Origin of the sequence: Microcoleus sp. Z1_B2 (genome assembly GCF_036700325.1) — a bacterium.
Lineage (GTDB): Bacteria > Cyanobacteriota > Cyanobacteriia > Cyanobacteriales > Microcoleaceae > Microcoleus.
Genome location: NZ_JAUBOQ010000001.1, coordinates 52,416 through 76,527 on the forward strand (window position 1 = coordinate 52,416; position 24,112 = coordinate 76,527).

Below are 24,112 nucleotides of genomic sequence, written 5' to 3' on the forward strand. Positions count from 1 at the left end.
TTGTGGAACAGGCATCTTGCCTGTTGCTAAAAATGTAGAGTTATTGTGGAACAGGCATCTTGCCTGTTGCTAAAAATCTTGTTGACAAAAGAAATAATTCAAATAAAAGCGATCCGAAATCACCAAAATATAGTAAAATAGTAGATTGTGATTAATCTAAGGATATCAACAGATTATGGCTAAGAAGAGCATGGTCGAGCGCGAGAAAAAGCGCCAGAGACTCGTAGACAAGTACGCCGACAAGCGGGAAGACCTGAAAGACCAGTTTGACCAAGCTAACAATCAGATGGACAAAATGGCGATTCACCGCCAACTACAACAGCTACCCCGCAGCAGTTCGCGGACTCGCTTGCGGAACCGCTGCTGGGCAACTGGACGGCCCAGAGGTTACTATCGTGACTTCGGACTGTCTCGCAACATGATGCGAGAAATGGCTCACGAAGGTCTTTTGCCCGGTGTTGTGAAGTCTAGCTGGTAGCAGGAAGAAAGAAGGCACGACACGGATGATGACACGGATATACGGATGATGTTTTTCTGAAATTGTCGTGTTTCTGGAGATTTATTCTAAAGAAAAAGGAAGAAGGAAGAAGGAAAAAAACTTATAAATAATCGGCAAGATTATGTTTGGGGTTGATTCTTGTTTCAGACTTATGAGTTAAATTTTCCTCCTTCTTGCTTCACTGGCCACAGCATTTATCGATGCCGAGACTTTCGAGTAACAAGTCGCTGACGGCGTTGGCGATCGCAAATTCGCCGTAGAAGCTTTTAGAAAAATCATAGGCCTGCATTTCGGTGACGATCGCAATTACGAGGCTGCCCACGTCATTTTCGCCTTCCATGCGCTGGCGGACATAGATTTGGGCAGCTCTTTTAGCTATTTGCTGGTTGGCTGCTTCTGGGATAAACTCGGAGTCTAGCCATGCCAGCAGCGTTTGTTGGAGCCATTGGCCTTCTTGTTCGGGGTTTTTGGCGGGCGGTAAGGTAATAGGTTCAATGGTTTCAGACATAATTATTCCTAATTGCTAATGTTGACTTTGAAAAGTTAACTGAGAAATGACAACTGATAAATATATGCAATATGATATACCGACAATTATACAAGGATACGCGCAAGGCTATTTCTTGATGGCAAATGACGGCGAGGAGAGTTTGGGGTGGTATTCCAGCCGACAGCGGGCGCTGATTCCCCTGGATGAAAGATTTACCTATCCGAAATCCCTGCGTCGCCAAATCAATCAAAATCGATTTTCGGTGGCTGTGAACCGCGATTTTGGGGCGGTGGTTGAGGGTTGTGCCGATCGCGAAACGACTTGGATTTCTAAGGAGCTCAAGAAGATTTACTGGGGTTTGTATGAGGCCGGTTGGGCTTACAGCTTCGAGACTTGGTGCGGCGACGAATTGGCGGGCGGTATTCTCGGATTGTCGATCGGCGGTGCGTTTATTGGGGAGTCGATGTTTTACCGAATTCCCGAAGGTTCTAAGGTGGCGATGGTGAAGTTGGTGGAGAGATTGCGCGATCGATCTTATCTACTTTTCGACGCTCAAATGAACAACCCGCACTTGGAAAGATTCGGAGCTTATACTGTTAAGGAAAAACTGTACAACACTCTTTTGCAAGCAGCTTTGAAGCGCCGCTGCACGCTATTTTGAATATGTCATGCGGGAAAATGCAGTGCCGTTTCCGACCCCAGTAGCTGCTTCAAACAATAGTATAATTCAGCTCAGATACTTCTCGGAGACAACCACAATGCAAGTCACAACCGAAGAAATTATTTATCCATCCAGCGACGGTCAGCCGATGGCAGATAGCACAATTCAATACAAATTAATTGTCACAATCAAAGAAGGTTGCGAATCGCTGTTTAAGAATGACCCAAACGTTTTTGTAGCAGCCGATTTACTCTGGTATCCGGTTGAGGGCAGACCCGATATTTCTCAAGCACCTGATACGATGGTGGTGTTTGGCAGACCAAAGGGCGAGCGGCCTTCTTACATACAATATCGAGAGGACAATATTGCTCCTCAAGTCGTCTTTGAGATTCGCTCCCATAACGACCGCCAAACCAAAATGAATAAGAAACTTTCATTTTACCAGCGTCATGGAGTTGAGGAGTATTACGTTTACGATCCCGAAAGAAATGAATTAGAAGGCTGGCAAAGAATTGAGGGAATCTTAGAAGTAATTGAACCGATGGAGGGATGGATAAGTCCAAGATTGGGTGTGCGATTTGAGTTGGTAGAAGATAGGTTGGAAATTTATAGACCTGATGGCGAACAGTTTCTTTCCTATGCGGAATTAGAAGAACAGCGGGGATTATATCGCCAGCGTTTACAACAAGAATCTCAAAGAGCCGAACAAGAATCTCAAAGAGCCGAACGTTTAGCCGCCAAACTGCGGGAAATGAACATCGATCCAGATAGCATTTAAGCCGGAATAAATGCTAAGAAACCCGATTTCTCAAACAAATCGGGTTTCTGAGGATTGCGGTTATTTATTCTTTTAGTCCAGGACTAATCAAGACAAAAGAAACCGGGTTTTTTGCGGTTTTGCAGACGGTAACGCGTCTTCTCAGGTAAAAACCCGGTTTCTGACCGCCCGTGCGTAAGGCTTATTCTTTTCAGGGCGAACCGGGATATTTGGTCGATCGCCCCCCAGCTCAAATTACCTATACTACAATATATAATACAGATATTCGAGCCAAAATCCTTGGCGCTCAGAAAAATCAGAATCGAAGCCCCTTGAATGTGTAAAAATACTGAAGCAAACATTACTAAAGCCTACACGGAGCAATTGTTGTGGATTCCAGATATAACCCCCAATCCATAGAAGAAAAATGGCAGCAGACATGGGCTGAGCAAAACTTAGACCAGATGCCAGAAGATACCCAAAAGCCTAAATTTTATGCCTTATCCATGTTCCCCTACCCGTCGGGAAACCTGCACATGGGCCACGTCCGCAACTACACAATTATTGATGTAATTGCCAGACTCAAGCGAATGCAAGGTTATCGGGTATTGAATCCGATGGGATGGGACGCTTTTGGTTTACCCGCAGAAAATGCCGCCATCGAGCGCGGAATTCCCCCGGCAAAATGGACGTATGAAAATATTGCCCAAATGAAAGGCTTATTTCGCCGTCTCGGCATCTCCTTTGATTGGACAAAAGAAGTTACAACTTGTTCTCCCGATTATTATCGGTGGACTCAATGGATTTTCTTACAATTTTTAGAAGCAGGATTAGCATATCAAAAAGAAGCGGCAGTTAATTGGGACCCCATAGATCAAACAGTCTTAGCAAACGAACAAGTAGATAACGAAGGTCGTTCCTGGCGTTCCGGTGCCAAAGTCGAGCGCAAATTATTGCGGCAGTGGTTCCTCAAAATTACCGATTACGCCGAACAGTTATTAAACGACTTAGACAAATTGCCAGATTGGCCCGAAAGAGTCAAATTAATGCAAGCCAACTGGATCGGCAAATCAGTCGGCGCTTACTTAGAATTTCCGATTGTCGGCATGGATGAAAAAATCGCCGTTTTCACCACACGTCCCGATACAGTTTACGGCGTCAGTTACGTTGTTTTAGCGCCGGAACATCCACTAACTCAGCGCGTGACAACCGCAGACAGAAAAGCGGCCGTAGAAACCTTCATCAAAGAAGTCGCCGCCCAAAGCGAGATCGATCGCACAGCCGAAGACAAACCCAAGCGCGGCATCCCCACAGGCGGCAAAGCAATCAATCCTTTCAACGGCGAAGAAATTCCCATTTGGATAGCCGATTATGTGCTGTACGAATACGGCACCGGCGCAGTCATGGGAGTACCAGCCCACGACACGCGAGATTTCAAATTTGCCAATCAATATCAACTGCCAATTAAAGTAGTAATTGTGGATGATGATGAGCTGCCCTTGACCGAAGCTTACACCGAACCAGGAATTATGATTAATTCCGAAAGCTTCAACGGCATGGATTCAATTAAAGGCAAAGCAGCGATTATTCACCATGCCGAAAATTCCGGTTATGGCAAAGCCCGCATCCAATACCGATTGAGAGATTGGTTAATTTCTAGACAGCGTTATTGGGGCGCTCCAATTCCCGTAATTCACTGTCCCACCTGCGGAACAGTCCCCGTACCCGCATCGGATTTGCCAGTATTGTTGCCGGAAAATGTACAATTTACTGGCAAAGGTTCGCCCTTGGCAAAGATGGAAGAATGGGTAAACGTTCCTTGTCCGAGTTGCGGCACTGCGGCGAAGCGGGAAACAGATACGATGGATACTTTTATCGATTCTTCGTGGTATTTCTTGCGCTATCCCGATGCTCAAAATCAAGAGCAAATCTTCGATACTGCGAAGACAAATGATTGGATGCCAGTAGACCAATATGTCGGCGGCATCGAACACGCAATCTTGCACTTGCTGTATTCGCGGTTCTTTACCAAGGTTTTGCGCGATCGGGGTTTGATCAATTGTGACGAACCATTTAAACGCCTGTTAACTCAGGGCATGGTGCAAGCAATGGCCTATAAAAATCCTGTTACTGGCAAATACGTTCCCCCAGCAGATATAGACCCCGCCAATCCCAAAGATCCTCAAACTGGCGAAGCTTTGGAAGTCTTCTACGAGAAGATGTCCAAATCAAAATACAATGGCGTTGACCCCTTGCAAGTTATGGGCAAATATGGGGTAGATACAGCGCGGATGTTTATTTTATTCAAAGCGCCCCCAGAGAAGGATTTGGAGTGGGACGACGCTGATGTGGAAGGGCAATTTCGCTTTTTAAATCGCGTTTGGCGCGTGGTTACAGAGTTTGGTTCACCCCCCCCAGCCCCCCCTTGCGAAGGGGGGGAGAAAGAGGTTTTAAGTAAACCTGAGAAGGATTTGCGGCGGGCGATTCACACTGCAATTAAGGAAGTGAGCGACGATTTGGAGGGCGATTATCAGTTCAATACTGCTGTTTCGGAAATGATGAAACTCAGCAATGCTTTGAATGATGCTAAATGTAAAGATTCGCCAATTTATGCAGAAGGAATTAACACTTTGATTCGCTTGTTAGCGCCTTTTGCGCCGCATATTGCTGATGAATTGTGGCACAATACTGGTAACAGTGAATCGGTGCATACGCAAACTTGGCCGACTGTCGATCCATCTGCATTAGTTACCGATGAAATTACGCTGGTAATTCAAGTTATGGGCAAGACTCGCGGCACAATTCAAGTGCCTTCAGGTGCGGATAAAGCTGCTTTGGAAAAGTTTGCTCGCGAGTCGGAATTGGCTAAGCGTCACCTGGAAGGTAAGGAGATTAAAAAGGTAATTGTGGTGCCTGGAAAGTTGGTGAATTTCGTGGTAGCTTGAGTGTAAAAGTCGCTACCTGTAGGCAACGTATCGTTTCTAGACAAACACAACCTAATCCCCTTTAAACACTATCGGGCAACTATTATTTACTGTAAGAGTAGACAAGTTGCCCTTTTTTTACTAGCTTTAAGGGAATTTTAGGATTGTTTAGCGGCTCGTTTCTTAGCCTCACCTTTTCTTCCCATTCTTTAAATTTAGGTTCCAGCATTTCCGGTGTAAGTTTATAAATCTCTTTGAGAGTTATGCCTTCATACAGTCCAATATACCAAGCTTCTACTCTGCGATACTTGTTAAGTATAATTTCATTCAAATGATGGTGAGTAGTGACCCCACCGCTTCTATTGAGAGCAATATTTATTGTTTTAAGTTCGTATTCTTTTCCTTCAGCATCAATAGCATCGTTTCCTTCACGTCCAGGTGATATCCGCAACCCTAAAAGGATTAATAACTGTAAAGTCTTTCCCCCGTTATCTTGAAAAATATCCGCAATACCATATTCACTAGCCAGATTTTGCAATTCTTGGATGCTTTTCATAGCATTTTCTAGCCGTTTAGCATCTGAAATGCGTTCTGCTTCCGTGGTAACAGCCTCTTCAACAGGCTCTACAACTGACGGAGAAACTGGTTCAGCTATTAGGGTGCTAATGAGAGCTGTACTCTCGCCGCTTTGGCTAAAACTGATTAAATAAGTAGCGGGTACATCGAGCGCTTCAGCTAGAGCGAAAATAACTTCAAAGGATGGCGATCTTTCACCGCGTTCCAATAAGCTGATATAGTCAGTAGTCTTGTCTATGAGTTCTGCTAACTCGTCCTGTGTCATCCTTTTTTCTCTGCGTAACTGACTTACCTTGGCCGCAAATTGTTGTCTGGCTTCTTTGTAATTCATACCCCTCACAATTCATAAAAACGAACTGAAAGTTCGTTTTTTGAATGGTACGAAGAATTTACACACAAAACAACGTACTGAAAGTACGGATTTAGTAAGACTGAGAGTACGGATTTTGATATAATGACAGTAGGCTGTGTCTGTTGTACCTTAAACTAATCTAAATTAAGCATGAGTAACATTTTGCCCGCCCCAATTTACACCACCCAATACGGTCAATCTTATTTGGGAGATTCTCTTCATCTCCTGAATAGTCTTGCTAGCAATTCTGTAGATTTGGTGATTACATCCCCTCCTTTTGCATTGCAACGCCAAAAGAGTTATGGAAATGAAGATCAAGATTTATATGTTGATTGGCTGCTGGGCTTTGCTCCTGAAATTAAAAGAGTTCTTAAGGATACTGGAAGTTTTGTTATAGACCTTGGAGGTGCTTATCAGAAAGGAATACCTGTACGGTCGCTGTATAATTACCGGGTACTTATTAGATTATGTGACGAATATGAATTTAAACTTGCTCAGGAATTTTTCTGGTTTAATCCTTCAAAACTTCCATCTCCTATAGAGTGGGTGAATAAAAAGAAAATCCGGGCAAAAGATTCTGTGAATACTGTTTGGTGGCTTTCCAAAACCAATCAACCTCAAGCGAATATTACTAAAGTCAAAGTAGAGTATTCTGAGAGAATGAAAAAACTTTTGAAAAATGCTGATGAATTTTACACGCCCAAAGAACGTCCTTCCGGTCACAATATTAGCGATCGATTTTCCAAAGATAATGGAGGTGCTATTCCATCTAATTTGCTAGAAATTTCTAATTCGGAAAGTAATTCTCAATACTTGCGTTGGTGCAAAGAGTTTAATGTTAAGGCGCATCCGGCACGTTTTCCCCAAAGATTACCGTCATTTTTTATAAATTTTCTTACTGAACCGGGAGACTTGGTAGTAGATATTTTTTCGGGTTCTAATACTACGGGTTATGCAGCAGAACAATTATCAAGAAACTGGATAAGCTGTGAAAAAGAAAAACAATATGTTGCTGCATCAATATTTAGATTTTTGCCTCAAGAATCTTTTGGGGAAGCGGATACAATATACAACCAATTGTTAACTGAGGAAGCATCAGGAGTGATTTTACCTCAAAATAGGCTCCTTTTTGAAGTTAATAATTATTGTTGTTAATTTGGCTAAATAGTCAAATTCTTATTCAGATATTAAACAGTATATTGAAATCGCTTCTACACGAACCAATTTCCAGCAGAGAGAAACTGAAAAAGATGGTTTTAATTGTTTGTGTCAAAAAGCAATTGCACGATCGCTCCGCATTCCAATTTTAATACTGATTGAGCGCTGCCGCCATTAACGGCAATTTCTACCCAACCGTCAGAACCAGTTATGGCAATTAAATCGCCCGGTTCGCTGTCGCTGTAGGTTTTACCGCTGGGGATGCGAATTGCATCAGAACTATTGCTAATTGTCAATGACCAATTGTTACCTATAATGCAATTATTCGGGATATTAGTAATTAGGTTGCCGAAGCGATCGACATATTGAATGCAGCCTTCTATACCTGTGGCTGTAACGGCACAATTTGGTATCTCTAACTGCACTAAACTCGCAGGGTCGATCGCCTCTCCCAAGTCTTCCAAAGCCACCCCGTTGGCCAAGTGAGCGCCCGCTGCTGCAAAAATATCGCGACCGTGAAAAGTGCTGCTGGGTTGAGGCGATCGCCAGTATTTGGGGTTGGTGAGCTCGACAGATGCGATCGCACTTTCCCGACTCAACACCCCGCTAAACAACCCGTTATCCGGCCCGACAAGCCAGCAATTAGCACATTTAATCGCAACCGGGCGTCTCTTGCTTCCCACACCCGGATCGACGACAGCAACGTGTACGGTTTCCGGCGGAAAATAAGCAAAAGCAGTCATCAAACAAAACCTCGCGGCCGCAATATTTTGAGATGGTATTTGGTGCGTAATGTCAATAACTTTGAGTTGGGGGTTAATTTGGGCGATCGTACCTTTCATCACTCCCACATAAACATCGCTTAATCCAAAATCCGTCAGTAGAGTTATAATTCTATTTTTAGACATATATCCAAAGGTAAGAATATGGTAGCGCAGTGGGAAAACTTTCTGCAAAACTTGGGAGAATGGCACGGTTCCTTCACTCAGCTATCAACGCGAGGAGAGGTACTTCAAGATACTCCTAGCATTATTTCTCTCGAAGGTTTCAATGACAACAAAAATGTGCGATTGAAACTCCGTCGGTTTTCCCCAAATCCCAGCGGTGTCGGCGAACCGGAAGTGAACGAACTTGTTCGAGAATATCAGGGTTTGGGACGGGATATCTTGTTTTTTGAGAATGGAGCTTTTTGTCAGGGAACTATTCAACTAGCGCCTTATTCTGAGTGCGGTGCCGAGTTTGGTTTTATCTACAATTATCGCCGGTTGCGCTTCGTTCAGCTCTACAATACCGACGGCTATTTATCAACACTTACCTTAATTCGGGAAAAGCAGCTTGATAAAAATGTCCCCGAACGTCCGCCTTTAACTGTTGAGGCTTTGCTGGGAGAGTGGCAGGGCGAGGCCGTGACAATGTATCCAGATTCGCGTTCTCCTGATTCCTATTCTACCAATTTACAATTGCATTTGGAAAGTGGCGATCGCCTAATTCAAAAAATTACTTTTGGCAGTAATGGTACTGTTATCAGTTCTAGCGCCAGCATTGACGGTTCTGTATTAAATTTTAACGAAGGTGCTTCGTCGGTGCAAGTTGTGCTGCTTCCTGACGGCGGTTCTTGCACTCTCCCTGTCAAGATTGAATCCAGAAAACCTATATTTTTCGAGGCTGGTTGGTTGGTAGAAACTGACTTGCGGTTTCGGATGATTCGCAGTTACGATGAGCGGGGTGAATGGGTAAGTTTGACTTTAGTTACTGAACGAAAAGTTAGTCATTAATTTTGTAGGGGCGGGTTCACCAACAATTTTTAATTCCCTCCCAAATATTAATAAACCCGGCCCCACCCAACCAATAAATTCTGATTGCGGAAAAGGTTTGTCGGTATCTCGGATGGGTGGGGCGGGTTGCTTAATTCTGCTATTTGATGATATAAACTTTGGCGAACCCGCCCCTACCAATCTGGGTATTTTCGCGAATGTTATTCGCCGGACTTTGTTTCCTGGGTTTGCGAGTGAATCACCGCACTCCAATCATCATTGTTAACAGCCGCTTCCAAATCCTTAGCCTGTTCGCCGTCATTTTTGGCTGCTGTTTCTAACTCTTTGGTAAGAGTGGAATCTGCCATTGCTTTCCGCAATTTCAGTTTCTTTTCCTCATAAGCTTTTTGTTCCTCAGCAGACATAGCAGCGCGCGCTGCTTGGCCTACCGTAGCCGCCCACATTTCGCTTTCAGCACCGTTTCCAGGTGGAAGGCTGCCAATTTCTGCTATCCAAGCATCCCGCAAACTTTCCATTTCTTCCCGCTTCGGGAATTTGAAAGTTTGCACGCGCAGGAAAGCGCAATTTTCGACGCCGTTTTGGGCGATGTGACCGTTGATTGAAAGCAGGATATTTCGCGAATAACCGATAAACTGAGTATTGCGGGAAATATCCATTACAGCGTAAACGCCGGCGACTTTCGCGTTAGTTGCCAAATCGCGCCACGTATCGATCGACATTACTTGCGTGCCGTCATTTTCTAATTCAGAAATAGCAGCGGCTGCGCTGTGTTCTGAGTCGGAACTGTATAAAAAGTTGTGCAGTCCTTCATGGGCGACAGGTACGTTTTGATGTTCAATTGCTACGTCTCGATCGGCATTCACTTGATTAGCTTCCATTAAATTCAATTCCTCAAAAAATGTCAACTTTACTCATTAAATCCCACTTTCAGGGGCGGGTTTTTCAACCCACCCCACAATTAAGTTCTCTTTGTGGAACAGGCATCTTGCCTGTTCTATTGTTTTTTTTGCCCTTACCTACTTAACTTACGGCAATTTGTTGCAATTCCTCGTCAGTCAATTTAACTTCGAGCGCCTGCACAGAGTCCTCAATACTCGATACTTTGGTCGCACCGGGAATCGGAACTATGCAGGGCGATTTTGCCATCAACCAAGCTAATACTATACAGTAAACAGAAACGTTTTTTTCTGCGGCTAATTTGGCGATCGCGGGCATATCTTGCAAGCTTGTGGCGCGGCGGCTTCCTCCTAAAGGACTCCAGGGAAAAAATGTCAGTTTTTCTGTTTCGCAATATTCCAGAACGCCGTCTGATTCGGGCTGTCTGTGCCAAGGATTATATTGATTCTGCACGGAGACAATTTCTACTGTATCGCGGGCACGTTTGATCTGCTCTACAGAAAAGTTGGAAACTCCAATAAATCGAATCATTCCTGCTTCTACTGCTTCTTTTGCAGGTGCTAGGGCTTCCTCGATGGTATAAGCGGGATCGGGTGAGTGATATTGCCAAAGGTCGATCGGTTCCTTGCCGCCCAATGCTTCAAAACTTTCGCGAATTGTCTTGCGTAAATGGTGGGGGTTGCCGTTCCGCGTCCAAGCACCTTGAGGCCGCATTAAGCCGCCTTTAGTGGCAACAGTAACGGCCCTAACATCTCCGCTATACTGTTCCAAAGCTTTGGCAATCAGGTGCTCGTTGTGGTGTTTGTCGGATTGATCTTGGCAGTAGGAATCTGCGGTGTCAATAAGGGTGACACCCAAATCGAGGGCGCGGTGGATTACCGCAATTGATTGATCTTCGGGCGGCCTGCCGCTTAAGGACATTGGCATACCTCCAAGACCGATCGCGCTGATAGTAAAATTACTGTTGCCCAGTTTTTTTCTTTTCATTGGTTTCCCTTCGTTTGCGTGGTTTAGTTCCAGTTTACATTTCCAGGATAAGTTGAAATCTTACATTTATTTAACTATCTAAGTAAATAGAAACAAATATTTTTTAGATAAGCTGTTTTGCCTGGAAAATTTATATTTCAATTCCCTATTCCCCCGTGTCAAATCCTCTCCCTCTCAAACCTAATAGACACTCTAGATGTGCTGCTGCTTACCTACCAGCTTAACTAGCTGGAAGCGCTGGTGTAAAAGCGGAGTGCAAATTGCCAGAAGTAGCGGGAGAACAATAACAGCCCGATCGCCAATATTCCCGCCCCTGCGATCCAAACGATTTCACCTCTCCCCAGCATGGCTTCTGCTGGCACAGTCGTCAAGAAGGCAACGGGAACTACGAAAGTGAAGAAAAATCGATAAGCAGCAGGATAAGCTGCCATGGGAAATCTACCCGCTTCTAACAATCCTTCGAGAACTTCGGTAACATTGTAAATTTTCACAAACCAAATGCTGGTTGCCCCTAACATAAACCATATACTGTAAAGAGTAATAGTTCCGAAGAACAGCGGTATTGCTGTTAAAAAATAGTTGCCGATTGCTACTCCCAATTTGTTGGCAGCATACAGCAACAATACAGTGCCCAAGATTAAATCTGGGATTCCCCAAGGCGAAACTGTGTTTGCAGATAGCCAGAATTGGGAACTGATGGGTTTGAGGAGTACGAAATCGAGAGTACCTTGCTGGACTCGATCGACAATACGGCTGAGATTAGGTGCTAGAAACGTTGACGAAAACCCCTGCAAAATCGTGAAAATGCCTAGTACAACTAAGGCTTCTTCCCATTTCCACCCAGAAAACGTATAACCGGTACGGTAGAACAAAAATAGCCCAAACAAGCTGCCCGCAAGATTTCCGAGGCTGCTGATGGCCGCGAGGACAAAGTTGATTCGGTATTCTAGTTCCGCTGCGATCGCCGCACCCCAGAACAATTTCAGTACGTGCAAATATCGTCCCATGTTTGTCGCCATTTTTTGCCGGGTAAATACTTAAATTCCCATATTGTAAAGCTTGTGTGAAGTTAGCTGCTGTACAGGCTGCTCATTTGACTATAACAATAAATTATTGATACTGCTTACTTAAGTAGTTCTATTGAGAAAAAGTGTTAAGTTATTTAACCAATTTTAAACACAAATTACAATTATTAATCAAAGTCAATCTTAAGCTCATATACTTTGGCAATTTTTAAGCCAACTTCATTTTTTCACAGAAAATATCGACTTAGTGATTAAAAATACTAATATGTTACAAGCCTTAATATTATAAATATTTGACAAACATCTAGCCATACCCAAACGGAACACTTAGGATGGGGCATACGTACTCAAAAGGAATACGTAATCAGTAATGCGTAATTATACGCACAAAAAAGGGATCGAGGAATTGACCTAGCTAACAACACGTAAGGAAAAAAAGACATGGATGCTTTAACATTATCGAGACTGGGCGTCAAGCACACCAAGAGTGCAGTAGCCGAATCGCTGCGGATCAATACAGGATACGACGTGACAAGCCCAGTCACTTTTTACGGGATTGTCAACGAGCGCTGCAATGTAAAATGCCGGCAGTGCGAGTATTGGCGGCTCAAAGAATATAAAGACGAAATGACGATCGAAGAATGGCAAAATGCCCTCTTGAGCGTCAAAGAATTTGTGGGCGAATTTTCAATCAACTTTAGTGGCGGCGAACCTTATATTAAAAAAGGTTTTCTAGACTTGCTGGCCTTTGCGAATAAAAATGGCATTCACGCCGGCGTCACCACCAACGGCTATTGCATGACCAGGGAAAACGCAGCCAAAACTGTCGCTGCTCGTCCTTTTAATGTGAATATGTCAGTTGACGGGCCGAATGCAGAACTGCACGATTATTTGCGGGGTCAACCGGGATTGTTCGACAGACTTTCTAAAGGAATCGGTTATCTGCGCGAAGAACAAGAAAAACAGAACGTCCTGTTTCCGATCAACGTCAAACCGACAATGAACCGACTGAATTTCCGCCACCTCCCGGAAATAGTCACCTGGGCTCAGGGAATTGGGGCGACGACGGTGAACTTCCAACCGGTCAACCGCTGGACGCCAGAAACATACGAGGAATTGTGGATTGAAAAAGAAGACATGGAGGAATTTGCACAAGTAATCGAGCGGCTAATTGAAATGAAGAAGAACGGCGCTCCAATTATGAACAGCGATGAAGTGTTGCGATTGATGATTCCTCACTTTGCCGAAGAAAAAGCTCCTGATTCAACTCGTCCTTGTCGCGTTGGACTGCGAAATTACTGGATTGATACGCGCGGCGATGTGAAATTGTGCGATGAGTTTCCGGTGATTGGTAATGTGAAAAACGCCAGTGCCCGCGAGATTTGGTACGGCGAAAAAGCTCAAGAAGTCCGCCGCGATACTTTGAATTGCGGCAAGCTTTGTCTGATTACTTGTGTCTCACAAAAGACGATTTTGGACAAAGTGAAAATGGGGATGAAGTTATTAAAGAATTGAGGTTTGAGCAGTGTTAATATCGCTTGTACTCCTAGTAGCCGGGTTTGATCGGAAACCCGGTTTTTTGTTTGATGAATTGTCTTCCCGTTCGGTTGGGCTAAAGGACACCGCAATGCCGTTTCCTTACGAATACAATGTTTTGTATCAGTCGTAGGGTGCGTGATGGTGAAAAATCATTGTACCGCAGCCGTTTACTATTGACTGTCACGCACCGCTTTACCTGGGCAATATTTTCCTGACCAGTCGCAGGATTGTGGGGGATATTTTTTTCGCTAGCGGCAGGATAGTCAGTATCAGCAGGTCGAATATTAAACCGAAAAGCCAACTCCAGATAATCGTCGCGGTGAAGGGATGAAGCGGGAGGAAAAAAATCGGGTTGCCCTTTAATGGGTTTAGCTTTGATTAGGGGATAGCTGGCCCAAAAGATTTGTCCGCCGCCGATCGCAGTTTCGACAAAAAAGATGATATTCTCAAGTTGGGGAGATCGCTTTTTCTCTTTGTCTTCCTTCTTCCTGCCGATTTCTATTTGTTCTCGATCGCGATCTTTCTCTTCTTGTTACTTTTGCTTGTATAATTCTATTTGTTTGCGATCGCGCTGACCTTTCCATACCAAAAAGCGATCGCCTGCGCGTTGAGAAAAAGAGATAAAGTGCGATCGACATTTCTACGAAAGCTTCGATGGGATACTCAATAGCCGCCGCGCCGGTAATGAGGGCGATGCGGATGCGATCGGGTAGGTAAGCGAGGATGGATTGAGCGTCAGCCAGAATTGGGCGGGCTGCTTGCGGTTGTCCGTCGGTCATGAAGATTGGGAGCGATCGCAACTAAGCGCTGTTAATCTCAAGGATGCTATCATAGATTAACAGTTACTATGTCTTTATAGGTAAATGACATGAATGCTAAAGAATTGCTCCTTAAAGAAGTGGATAATATTCCAGAATTTATATTAGAAGAAGTTTGGGATTTTTTGCAATTCCTCAAAGCAAAGTATGATAAAGATAAGTTAGAAGCAAGCCTGCTCAGTGAATCTTCTTTGCAAAAAGACTGGTTAAAGTCAGAGGAGGATGAAGCATGGCAGAATTTGTAAAAGGTGATGTGATAGTTGTTCCTTTCCCATTTTCCGATTTAACACAAGCCAAGCGCCGACCGGCTTTAGTCATAGCAACTTTGGCAGGAGACGATCTAATTCTTTGTCAAATTACTAGCCAGAAAATCGCCGATCGCTATGCTATTACCCTTGAAAGTAGTGATTTTAGCGAGGGCGGACTTAACCAAACGAGCAACATTAGACCTAACCGCTTGTTTACCGCCGATCGAGAAATTATACTTGATAAAGCTGGTAAGCTTAAACCTGAGAAGTTGAACGAGGCGATCGCTAAGATAGTTGAAATTATTCACCAGTAATTCTTTTTTGTCAAGCGTTCTTCTGCTTCAAAATGCTGTTTGACTACATTGTGTTATGCGATCGCCTGCGCGTTGAGAAAAAGACATAAAGAACGATCGACCTTTCCAGACCAAAAATGCGATCGCACTCACACTCCCAAGCAAAGCTCGCCCCTCTCATTCCACCCATGGCGATCGCCCCATCATCTATAATTTTAATTAACATCCTGTCCCTCCCTTAAGCAGGGCTGGGGGGACAGGATGAAAGGGGAAACGAGACTTAAAGCGATCGATAAACGCGATAGTTAATTTCAGGGAAAATATTATCAATCTCCTCAACCTTCTCCAACCAACCCGAATCAACTTTCCCTTCTTTCACTTCATCGTAAAGCTTGTGAAAGCGCATTAAGTGCGATCGAGTGCGCCGCACTGCATAGGGAACCATCGTCCCTGTACGCATGATAAACGCCCAGTCAGAAGATTGAGCTAGCAGCACTTCCCGCGCCGCTTGGTTCAAAGCCCGCCACTGCAACTCATCTGCAGGTTCCATGCTTCCCAACTCAATCATCCGTTCCGCAGCTTTGTGCAAGTGCGGGTAAATCCAAGCATTGGTATCGTTGAGCCAATATTCGTGGAAACCCCGGAAACCCCAGCTAGACTGAGACGGGCGGCACACTTGCTGAGTCGGATTTCCCCGCAAATAATCGGCTAAGTGCGTCATCTCGTAGGTATTTTGGTCGTACCAACTCTTGCGGAACAGGTAATCTAAGAACCAAGGCCCTTCGTACCACCAGTGACCGAAAAGTTCGGCGTCGTAAGGCGAAACAATAATCGGCGGACGCTGCATAATGCCGTTGAGGTGTTCGACTTGGCGTTCGCGGTTAAAAGCAAAATTGCTGGCGTGTTCCGCTGCTTTTTCCCTTGCCCAGTAAGGATCGTACAACTGTTTATCGCCTAAACCCAATCCGCGACCGGTGATTTTGTGATATTTAATCCCGGTATTTTTCCGCTGGCCGTTGGGCATGATGTAGGGCTTAATGTAATCGTAGTCAGCTTCCCAGCCCAAATCTTTGTAGAATTCGCGGTATTCGGCGGCGCCGGGATAGCCGACTTCGGAAGACCAAACCTGCTGCGAGGATTCGTGATCCCGGCCGAAGGCTGCGACTCCGCATTCGGTGAAAATTGGGGCGTAGCTGCCGTAGCGGGGACGCGGGCGGGCGTAGAGGATGCCGTGACCGTCTGTGAGAAAGTAGCGGAGGCCTGCGTCGGCTAACATCCGCTCTAAGCCTTCATAGTAGGCGCATTCGGGCAGCCAAATGCCTTTTGGTCGGCGGCCGAAGTTTGCTTCGTAGTTGTCGCAAGCTACTTGAATTTGTGCCCAAACTGCTTCGGGGTACATTTTCATCAACGGTAGGTAGCCGTGGGTGGCACCGCAGGTGATGATTTCGAGGTTGTTGGTATCTTGGTGTTCTTTGAAGGCTTTGACTAAATCTCGATCGTACTTTTCCCAAAAGTTGCGGACTTGAGAGAAATGGGCGGCGTAATGTTCTGCCAAATAGCGGAGGTGGCCGTTTCCGCTGTTGTGTTCGATTTCGAGATCGGCTAATTCTTCGAGTTTGGCCAAGTGGTCGTCGAAGCGGTCTTGCAGCAAGGGGTCGCGCAGCATTGCCACCAAGGGCGGTGTCATGCTCATGGTAATTTTAAAGTCGATGCCGTCGCGCTTGAGGCCTTCAAAGACTTGCAGCAGGGGAATATAGGTTTCCGCGATCGCCTCAAACAGCCATTCTTCTTCTAAAACGTAGTCGCTTTCGGGGTGGCGAACAAAGGGCAAGTGGGCGTGGAGAACGAGGGCGAGGTAGCCAATAGTCATAATGATTTGGATGCCGTAGTTATTAACTGACGCCTGTTAGGGACAGCTTTAAAATATTTTAAGATTTTATGCTGAAACGGGACTCACAAAATGCCGTGTTTTTTTAATGACCTTTCTCTAACAAACTAAATGTCAGCAAATTCTGATTTTCTGCTTGCTGTCGGATTAAGGCTGCTGCTGTTTGAGAGTCTACTGCCTTTGAGAAAAAGAATCCCTGGGCGTACTCACATTTTAACCCTTTTAGTATAGATAGTTGCGATGCTTCTTCGACTCCTTCGGCTACTACATCCATGCCTAAATTGTGGGACAAAGTAACGATCGACCGCACAATTTCTGTGGGGTCAATCCCTCCTTTACTGAAATCGAACTCACCTCCCATCCTGCTAACAAAAGAGCGGTCTATTTTTAAGGTATTGGTGGGGAAGCGGTGCAGGTAGGAGAGCGAGGAATAGCCGGTGCCGAAGTCGTCAATGCACAAGTCTATGTTTCGGGTTCTGAGCTGCACCAGCATTGCTGTTACTGATTCAGAATTTTCTATAAGTACGCTTTCGGTAATTTCTAGTTTTAAACTGCTGCCGTCGAGGTGAGTTTCTGCGAGGACTCGATCGATGTATTCGATTAAATCTGGCTGAGAAAACTGTTTGACAGAAATGTTGACGCTAACGCTCAACGGGGGGTGGCTGGGAAATAGCTGCTGCCACTGGCGGATTTGGTGGCAAGCTGTGCGAAGTACCCAGCGGCCCAGGGGTACGATCAAGCCGGTTTCTTCGGCGATGGTGATGAATTCGCCGGGGGAAACTAAGCCTCGTTCTGGATGCTGCCAGCGCACTAGGGCCTCAAAACTGGTAATTGTGTTAGTGGCGATCGACACGATCGGCTGGTAGTGAATAATAAACTGGGGCGCTGCGGATAAGGGAGGTAAGGCTGATTCGGGGGATGGGGGAAAGTCTTCTTCTGTGGCGGGTTCTTTAATTGATTCGATCGCCCGCCGCAGGTCGTTTTCGAGCTGCAACAGTCGCAAAGCGTGGGCGTGCATGGAACTGTTGAAAACTTCGTGTCGGGCTCTGCCAAGTTCTTTGGCGCGGTACATTGCTGTGTCGGCGTCGCGCAGCAGGGTTGTCGGTTCCAGGTATTCGCCAGAGCTCAAAGCTATGCCGATGCTGGCGGTGATAAATACTTCGTGTCCGTCTAGAAGGAGAGGGGAGGTGATTTTCTTTTGCAGTCGGTTGACAATGCTGCTAGCTTCATTGATGCCCTCGATGTCTTCTAGCAACAGCACAAACTCGTCTCCTCCGATGCGGGCTACTGTATCTCCGGGCCTCAGACAAGCTTCCAGACGCCGCGCGATCGATACTAGCAATTGATCGCCGATGGCGTGGCCGAGGGAATCGTTGACTACTTTAAATCTATCTAAATCGAGAAACAGCACGGCAAACGAGTAGTCTTTGCGCCGTTTTGCCAGCCTCAGAGCGTGTTCGAGCCGATCGGTAAATAGCGATCTGTTGGGCAATCCGGTGAGGGCGTCGTGAAAAGCATCGTGCAGCAGTTGTTCTTCGGCGAGTTTGCGCTGAGTGATGTCGTGACAGTTAATCACGATTCCCTCGACTGCGGGATCGTAGAGCAAGTTGGTGGCTACAGCTTCTACATAACACCAGGAACCGTTGCGGTGGCGGACTCGGTACTCAACTGGGCACTGGCTTCTTTTGGGGTTTTCAATGGCTTTGTGGAGGGTTTCGGCGATCGTAGCGCTGTCGTCGGGGTGAACTATTTCTAAGGCGCTGCGGCCGATCGCCTGGTGGGGCGCGTACCCTAAAATTCGCTTAACCGAAGGGCTGATGTAGCGGAAGATTCCTGCGGCGTCGAGAATGATCGTGATGTCTGTGGCGTTTTCAATCAGCGAGCGAAATCGCTGTTCGCTTTGGCGCAGGGCTGATTCTGCTTGTTTGCGATCGCTGATGTCGAGGGCTACTCCGTCTATAATTACGTCGCCGTTTTCGTTTTTGGAAAATTTAGCGCTGTCTTGCACCCACTTTACCTCCCCCGATCTCAGAACGATGCGGTACTGGCGATCGCACGGCAAAAGACTCGCTCTCGATGCTGCTACGCGGCTGTCAGACGAGCTTTTGTCCTCTGGATGGATGATTTCGGTCAAGAGTTCCGGGCGCGAAATCACTTCTTCGGCCCCGAACCCAGTAACTTCGCGCACGCCCGGACTGATGTAGGGCAGGGAGATTGTGCCATCTGGATGCAGCACAGTGCGGTAGACTGAGCCGGGAATGTTGGCTGCCATTGTGGCTAGCTGCTGCTGGATGCCACAGACTGCTGCTTCGGCGCGCTTGCGTTCTGCCAGTTCGGTTTGGGCTTGTTGGTAGAGTTCGGCTTGGTGGATCGCGATCGCGCACTGATCGGATATGGCTTTGACTAGCGATAGTTCTTCTGTAGTCCAACAGCGGGCCCGATCGCACTGGTAGAGGCAAATTCCTCCCAAAAATGATTGCTGGTATAGCAGCGGTGCGATCGCGATCGAGTGAAACCCTAAAAATTGGGCTGATGCTTGCAGTTCCGGGCTCAGAGTCGATAACTCGGCGAGGGCGATCGTTTCTCCGCGGGCGAGGGAGAAGCGATAGTGTTGGGCAAAGTCGCAATTTAGACCGATCGCCCGTTCTCTGTCGGCTGCCTTTAAGCTCATGTAGCGAATCCCGATCTTGCCCTCAGCATCTGGCTGCAATATCGCGCAGCCGCTGATTTCGAGAGCTTCGTGCAGTTGATCTGCGGTGGTTTGCAGCACTTCGTCGAGTACAAGGGTGAAGCGCATGGCTTGAACGATGCGGTTGACTATCGCTTCACGAGTCGCTTGCCGCTGAATTTGGGCGATCGCTTCTTGTTGCTGGCGTCGCATTTTGTATTCTTGGAGCGATCGTTCTAAGACTGTTGGCAACCTAAACAGCCGCCCTTTTAAGACGTAATCGGTCATTCCGGCTTTGATGCACTCAACTGCCGCTTCTTCTCCCAAACTTCCCGTTACTAAAATCAAGGGTATGTCTTGCCCTAATTCCTGCATTAATTTCAACACTTCTAAACCGTTGAAGCCGGGGAGGCGATAATCTGAGAGTACAGCATCGTACTGGCAATTTTCCAGCAGTTTTCTGCACTCTGTTGCTGTTTCTGCCGTGTCGCACTTAAAATTTACCCCTCCCGATTCTAAGGCGAGCACTATTAATTCCATATCTTCTGCCATGTCTTCGATAATCAACAAGTTTAATGTTGATTCCGCTACCATTTTTAGTAGATAGTTGGTTTCATTTATATCTAACATAAGGTATTGGGGAGGTTTTCAATTGGTTATTTGTGTTTTTGCTAGTAATTTTTTATACTTAGTTTTGTTATTAATTTTATCTCGCTATTTTTAGCAAGATTAATTATATACTCTACTCGCAAGACCTTTATTTAGCACCTACCGTCGAAGGCTGACCGAACCGATTGGGGAGCATCCCAATTTTTAAAAGAGCGTTTTTTAGGAGTACGAGCATCTTGCACCGCCCAGCCTAGATATTTCGCTTCCATCCCTGAGAGTGAACACTCCTGTCATACCAAAATTCGGATGCTCTCACCGATCGTGACTTATTTAAGTCTATAAGAGTTTTAAATTTTTCATTTAAAACTCTTATAGACTTAACTTATGAATCTATATTACCGTTTGAGATTGTTTGCCCTAGTTTAAAGTAAAAGGTGGCTCCTTGACTAGGTAGGCTTTCGGCCCAAACCGTACCGCCGTGGCGGTGAATAATCCGCTGGACGATCGCCAAACCGATGCCCGTACCTTCAAATTCTCTCTGGGAGTGCAGCCTCTGAAAGGCTCCAAACAGGCGATCGGCATATTCCATCGGAAAACCCACCCCGTTATCCTTGACAAAAATCGTCCCATCGGGTAAACCCTCAATAACTATTGTAGCCGGATTGCGTCCGCGGCTGAACTTGACGGCGTTGCTAATCAAGTTGCTGAACACCTGTTGCAGCAAGGTTGAATCTCCCATTACTGTCGGCAAATTTCCGACGGCAAATTCAACGCTGTGGGGAGTTTGGGCCGGATCTGCGACTGTTGGTGGTTTAGTCAATTTAATCGCATTTTGTACCAAACGGCTCAGATCGATCGGAATTTGCCTCAACTCGGTGCGAGTCACCCGCGACAGGGCGAGCAAACCGTCAATCAACAGGCTCATTTTTTGGCTGCTGTCTTCAATTACTTCCATATAGTGAACTATTTTGCGATCGCTCAAAGCCTCAGTTAATTCTAGCCGCTGTTTCAACGCTTCTACAAAACCTGAAATGTGTCGCAAAGGTGCGCGCAAGTCGTGGGAAACTGAGTAAGAAAAAGATTCTAATTCTTGATTGGCAGCTTCTAATTGCTCTGTGCGTTCTGACAAAGCTTGTTTTGTCTCTACCAACTCAGTGATATCGCGAGAAGTGCCAATTAAAGCATAAACCTCGCCGTCGAGATTTCTGAGGGGAATTTTAAAAGTATCGTAGTAACTGGTCTCGCCAGCAATTACAAATTTATCCTGCAAGTGCAGAGTTTCCCCTGTTTCAAATACCTGCGAATTTTCCCTAGAGAATTTGGCGGCTATTTCGGGGGAGAAACATTCAAAAATAGTTTTGCCCTGCATCTCTTTTCTGCTATTTAATCCAGCAGTTTTGGCAACAGATTGGTTGACAAAAGACAGTCGCATATTATCGCTATCTACCACAAAAATGTGGTCGGGCAAAGCATCAAAAAAAATTTCTAATTCTGCAGTACGTTGCGCGACTTGAGCTTCTAAAGTTTCGTTAAGTTCTTTGAGCTCTAATTCTACTCGTTTGCGTTCGGTGATATCTTGACCAATGCCGATACAACTGCCGTCTGAAAGACGAACATTTGCCCAAGAAGTGTCGATAATTCGCCCGTCTTTAACTTTTGTTTTGAAGTCGCTCCACTTCTCATTTGCTGCTTTTATTTCATCCAAAACATATTGACGGTATTCTGGCTGCGGATAAAATTCTGCCAAGATATCACGGTTTTTGATTTCTGCCAAACTCCAGCCTAGCACTTGTTCCCAGTGGCGGTTCACCCAGTTTATTTGACCATTTTTGTCTAATAATGCGAGCATAATCGGCACGTTGTCGAAGATTGTTTGCAGCAGTTCTTTTTGCTGTTTTAATGATTCTTCGGCTTGTTTGCGATCGCTGATGTCGAGTACGGAACCGATAATTTGCCTCATTTGTCCGTCTGGCGTTCTTTTGAAAACTTTAGAGCGAGCGTGCACCCAGCGCCATTCCCCATTTTTGTGTTTGATTCTGTAGTCTCTGTCATCGGTTTCATAGGGATTCCTACTGTGTTTTAGTCGCTCCATACCTGTAATTAGCTTTAACAGATCGTCGGGATGAACTAAGTTGGCTACAGCGTCTGTCCCCAAATCTTGCAATTCTTGGGGAGTGTATCCCAGCATAGCTGTGACAGATTCATTTGCATAAATATTTTGGTTTTTTACTGCATCGTAAATGTAGAGAAAATTAGGTATAGTTGTAACAATACTCTCTAAAAGTTGCTGATGTTTTTGCAGTTCCAATTCTGCCTGCTTGCGCTCGCTCAAGTCCAGCACAAAACTGACGCCTAATTGCTTCGTTCCTTCTAAAAATGTGCTGCCCAGCAGCACCGGAACGCGGCTACCATCGGAGCATATAAATTCTTTTTCAAAGGGAACAACCGTATTTCTAGCCTTCAGTTCGGCAACTTTTTCTGTATCTAAACCCACGTATTCAGGTGGTGTCATTTCTTGCCAGTTAACTTTTCCGGCAAGCAGCTCGTCCCGCGTATAATTTACCGTGTTTAAAAAAGCCGCGTTCGCATCTGTAATGTGGCCGTCAAGATCCCAAAAAATTAAGCCGATAATATTAGAATCTACTATGGCTTTAAATTTGGATTCGCTTTGTCGCAACTGATCTTCGACTTGTTTGAGTTCTGTGATGTCGCGGGAGATGGATAAAACTGTTTCTACTGAATTGTCTTCAGCAAACTCGGGAATGACTCGACAGTGGTAATATTTTATGCCTTCGGAAGTGGGCAAGTCAAATTCTATGGTTTCTTGTTTGCCGCTACCAAAAACTTTCATAAAAGCCTCATCCCACAGGCTGCACAGGTGCGGTGGCATTCCTGATTCTTGGTTGGTTTTGCCAATCAATTTTTCGGCGTGTTTTCCAATTGTTGATTCTACTGCTGGGTTGATGTAAAGGAGGCAGAGTTTGCGATCGAACCGGGCGATAATATCGGTCGCATTTTCGGCGATGGCGCTGAAAGCTTGTTCGCGCCTATGCAGTTCTTCTTGAGCGCGGTGGAAATCGGTTATGTCTCTGGCAAAAGAGAGAATTGAAACTACTCTTCCCGATTCATCGATTAGTGCGGAATTGTACCATTCACAGTAAATTACTGAGCCATCTTTTGTATAGTTGCGGTTGCGGCAAATGTTGCGGGGTTCTCTGCTGTGTAATAGTTGATTTGTGACGGCACACACTTCCTCGAAGTCTTCTTGATGAACTATTGACCATTCGTGCCAGTATTTGCCGATTACTTCTGCTGCACTCCAGCCAAATATTTTTTCTGCCATTGGCGACCACTGCACTACCCGAAATTCTTTGTCCCACTCTACAACGGCCATTGGTGAGTTTTCTAGGTGAAATTCCCGCCGCGAGTTGGCTTTTTTTATTTGAGTTTGAAGTTGCTGCCGGAGTTGCTTCGCCCTGGCGAAGCGATCGCTAATTTCCTGTGTGTTTGCTGAGCCAGTGTTGGCAATGTGAGCAATGGTTTCTGCTGTTTGTTTTTCGAGTTCGTTCCAAGCGAGTTCGAGGGCTAATTCCGCCTGCTCTAGCTCAGTGATGCTGTTCTGAAACAGTCTGGCACTTTTAACTGGAATTTCACGCATAGTTTTGACACTTAGGCAAGTGTTACTTTGAGAATTCAAAATTAAAGCTTAAAAATTAAAAATATGTAATTTCCTGTTAAATTATACATTTTTAATTTTTAGTCTGTGCGTGGAGCTGATCGTTGGAGGCGGGCGGCGTTATTAAATACAGCCAGTCAAAGGATTTGGGGTGCAGATCGATCGGCAATTGTGGTGGATCGATCTAAAACTCTCCTGGGTAAGGGAATGGTGCGGGCAGGAGCTGGCCCTAAGTATATTTTTGCACAGAGTTGTTGTTTGGGGGCGATCCA

20 protein-coding genes are annotated in these 24,112 nt (G+C 45.5%); 9 read left to right on the top strand and 11 right to left on the bottom strand.

Annotation, left to right across the window (positions count from 1 at the left end; genetic code table 11):
- Positions 1 to 175: 175 nt before the first annotated feature.
- Positions 176 to 478 carry a 30S ribosomal protein S14 gene (gene rpsN / locus QT984_RS00210; protein ID WP_006633844.1) on the top strand — a complete coding sequence of 101 codons (303 nt, stop codon included), beginning with the start codon at positions 176 to 178 and terminating at the stop codon, positions 476 to 478.
- A gap of 199 nt (positions 479 to 677) precedes the next feature.
- Here rpsN and QT984_RS00215 read toward each other — a convergent pair whose 3' ends face one another.
- Positions 678 to 1,007 (bottom strand): hypothetical protein, encoded by a 330-nt coding sequence (locus QT984_RS00215; protein ID WP_190740107.1) that lies wholly within the window; start codon positions 1,005 to 1,007, stop codon positions 678 to 680.
- Positions 1,008 to 1,053: 46 nt separating this feature from the next.
- Here QT984_RS00215 and aat point away from each other — a divergent pair, with 46 nt between their 5' ends.
- The 3 genes from aat (at position 1,054) to leuS (ending at position 5,352) form a co-directional block, all read left to right on the top strand.
- Positions 1,054 to 1,650 (top strand): leucyl/phenylalanyl-tRNA--protein transferase, encoded by a 597-nt coding sequence (gene aat / locus QT984_RS00220; RefSeq protein ID WP_445242611.1) that lies wholly within the window; start codon positions 1,054 to 1,056, stop codon positions 1,648 to 1,650.
- A 97-nt stretch (positions 1,651 to 1,747) separates the two neighbouring features.
- Positions 1,748 to 2,428, top strand: coding sequence for a Uma2 family endonuclease (locus tag QT984_RS00225; protein ID WP_333272435.1), 681 nt, complete (start codon positions 1,748 to 1,750; stop codon positions 2,426 to 2,428).
- Positions 2,429 to 2,796: 368 nt separating this feature from the next.
- The gene (gene leuS / locus QT984_RS00230; protein ID WP_333372712.1) at positions 2,797 to 5,352 is read left to right on the top strand and encodes a leucine--tRNA ligase; all 2,556 of its coding nucleotides are present in this window, start codon (positions 2,797 to 2,799) and stop codon (positions 5,350 to 5,352) included.
- An 82-nt stretch (positions 5,353 to 5,434) separates the two neighbouring features.
- Here the strand turns inward: leuS and QT984_RS00235 are convergent, their stop codons facing one another.
- Positions 5,435 to 6,238, bottom strand: a complete 804-nt coding sequence (locus QT984_RS00235) for a helix-turn-helix domain-containing protein (protein ID WP_333055626.1) — start codon at positions 6,236 to 6,238, stop codon at positions 5,435 to 5,437.
- Positions 6,239 to 6,409: 171 nt separating this feature from the next.
- On the opposite strand from QT984_RS00235, the gene QT984_RS00240 reads away from it, so the two are divergent.
- Positions 6,410 to 7,414, top strand: coding sequence for a site-specific DNA-methyltransferase (locus QT984_RS00240; protein ID WP_333055627.1), 1,005 nt, complete (start codon positions 6,410 to 6,412; stop codon positions 7,412 to 7,414).
- Positions 7,415 to 7,515: 101 nt separating this feature from the next.
- Here QT984_RS00240 and QT984_RS00245 read toward each other — a convergent pair whose 3' ends face one another.
- Positions 7,516 to 8,325 (bottom strand): SAM-dependent chlorinase/fluorinase, encoded by an 810-nt coding sequence (locus QT984_RS00245; protein WP_333372716.1) that lies wholly within the window; start codon positions 8,323 to 8,325, stop codon positions 7,516 to 7,518.
- A gap of 18 nt (positions 8,326 to 8,343) precedes the next feature.
- Here QT984_RS00245 and QT984_RS00250 point away from each other — a divergent pair, with 18 nt between their 5' ends.
- The gene (locus QT984_RS00250; protein WP_333055629.1) at positions 8,344 to 9,192 is read left to right on the top strand and encodes a DUF3598 family protein; all 849 of its coding nucleotides are present in this window, start codon (positions 8,344 to 8,346) and stop codon (positions 9,190 to 9,192) included.
- Between the two features lie 200 nt (positions 9,193 to 9,392).
- Here QT984_RS00250 and QT984_RS00255 read toward each other — a convergent pair whose 3' ends face one another.
- The 3 genes from QT984_RS00255 to QT984_RS00265 form a co-directional block, all read right to left on the bottom strand.
- The gene (locus tag QT984_RS00255) at positions 9,393 to 10,070 is read right to left on the bottom strand and encodes a GIY-YIG nuclease family protein (protein WP_333055630.1); all 678 of its coding nucleotides are present in this window, start codon (positions 10,068 to 10,070) and stop codon (positions 9,393 to 9,395) included.
- Between the two features lie 142 nt (positions 10,071 to 10,212).
- Positions 10,213 to 11,076, bottom strand: a complete 864-nt coding sequence (locus tag QT984_RS00260) for an aldo/keto reductase (protein ID WP_333055631.1) — start codon at positions 11,074 to 11,076, stop codon at positions 10,213 to 10,215.
- Between the two features lie 224 nt (positions 11,077 to 11,300).
- On the bottom strand, positions 11,301 to 12,095 hold the full coding sequence (locus QT984_RS00265; protein ID WP_445242994.1) for an ABC transporter permease: 795 nt from the start codon (positions 12,093 to 12,095) through the stop codon (positions 11,301 to 11,303).
- 447 nt (positions 12,096 to 12,542) lie between these two features.
- On the opposite strand from QT984_RS00265, the gene QT984_RS00270 reads away from it, so the two are divergent.
- Positions 12,543 to 13,616, top strand: a complete 1,074-nt coding sequence (locus QT984_RS00270) for a radical SAM protein (RefSeq protein WP_333055632.1) — start codon at positions 12,543 to 12,545, stop codon at positions 13,614 to 13,616.
- A gap of 470 nt (positions 13,617 to 14,086) precedes the next feature.
- Here QT984_RS00270 and QT984_RS00275 read toward each other — a convergent pair whose 3' ends face one another.
- Positions 14,087 to 14,419 carry a hypothetical protein gene (locus QT984_RS00275; protein ID WP_333055633.1) on the bottom strand — a complete coding sequence of 111 codons (333 nt, stop codon included), beginning with the start codon at positions 14,417 to 14,419 and terminating at the stop codon, positions 14,087 to 14,089.
- An 89-nt stretch (positions 14,420 to 14,508) separates the two neighbouring features.
- Here QT984_RS00275 and QT984_RS00280 point away from each other — a divergent pair, with 89 nt between their 5' ends.
- Together QT984_RS00280 and QT984_RS00285 are read left to right on the top strand one after the other, a co-directional pair.
- A complete protein-coding gene (locus QT984_RS00280; protein WP_333055634.1) occupies positions 14,509 to 14,703 on the top strand; it encodes a hypothetical protein in 195 nt (64 codons plus the stop codon).
- Positions 14,688 to 15,020 carry a type II toxin-antitoxin system PemK/MazF family toxin gene (locus QT984_RS00285; protein ID WP_333055635.1) on the top strand — a complete coding sequence of 111 codons (333 nt, stop codon included), beginning with the start codon at positions 14,688 to 14,690 and terminating at the stop codon, positions 15,018 to 15,020. Before QT984_RS00280 ends, QT984_RS00285 begins: the two co-directional genes overlap by 16 nt.
- 43 nt (positions 15,021 to 15,063) lie before the next feature.
- On the opposite strand, the gene QT984_RS00290 is transcribed toward QT984_RS00285, so the two are convergent.
- The 4 genes from QT984_RS00290 to QT984_RS00305 form a co-directional block, all read right to left on the bottom strand.
- Positions 15,064 to 15,225, bottom strand: coding sequence for a hypothetical protein (locus QT984_RS00290; RefSeq protein ID WP_333055636.1), 162 nt, complete (start codon positions 15,223 to 15,225; stop codon positions 15,064 to 15,066).
- A 54-nt stretch (positions 15,226 to 15,279) separates the two neighbouring features.
- Entirely contained in the window at positions 15,280 to 16,869 is a 1,590-nt protein-coding gene (locus QT984_RS00295) for a glycoside hydrolase family 57 protein (protein ID WP_333036521.1), read from the bottom strand.
- A gap of 103 nt (positions 16,870 to 16,972) precedes the next feature.
- Positions 16,973 to 20,185, bottom strand: a complete 3,213-nt coding sequence (locus QT984_RS00300; protein WP_333312917.1) for an EAL domain-containing protein — start codon at positions 20,183 to 20,185, stop codon at positions 16,973 to 16,975.
- Between the two features lie 361 nt (positions 20,186 to 20,546).
- Positions 20,547 to 23,822, bottom strand: a complete 3,276-nt coding sequence (locus QT984_RS00305) for a PAS domain S-box protein (protein ID WP_333055638.1) — start codon at positions 23,820 to 23,822, stop codon at positions 20,547 to 20,549.
- Positions 23,823 to 24,112 lie beyond the last annotated feature (290 nt).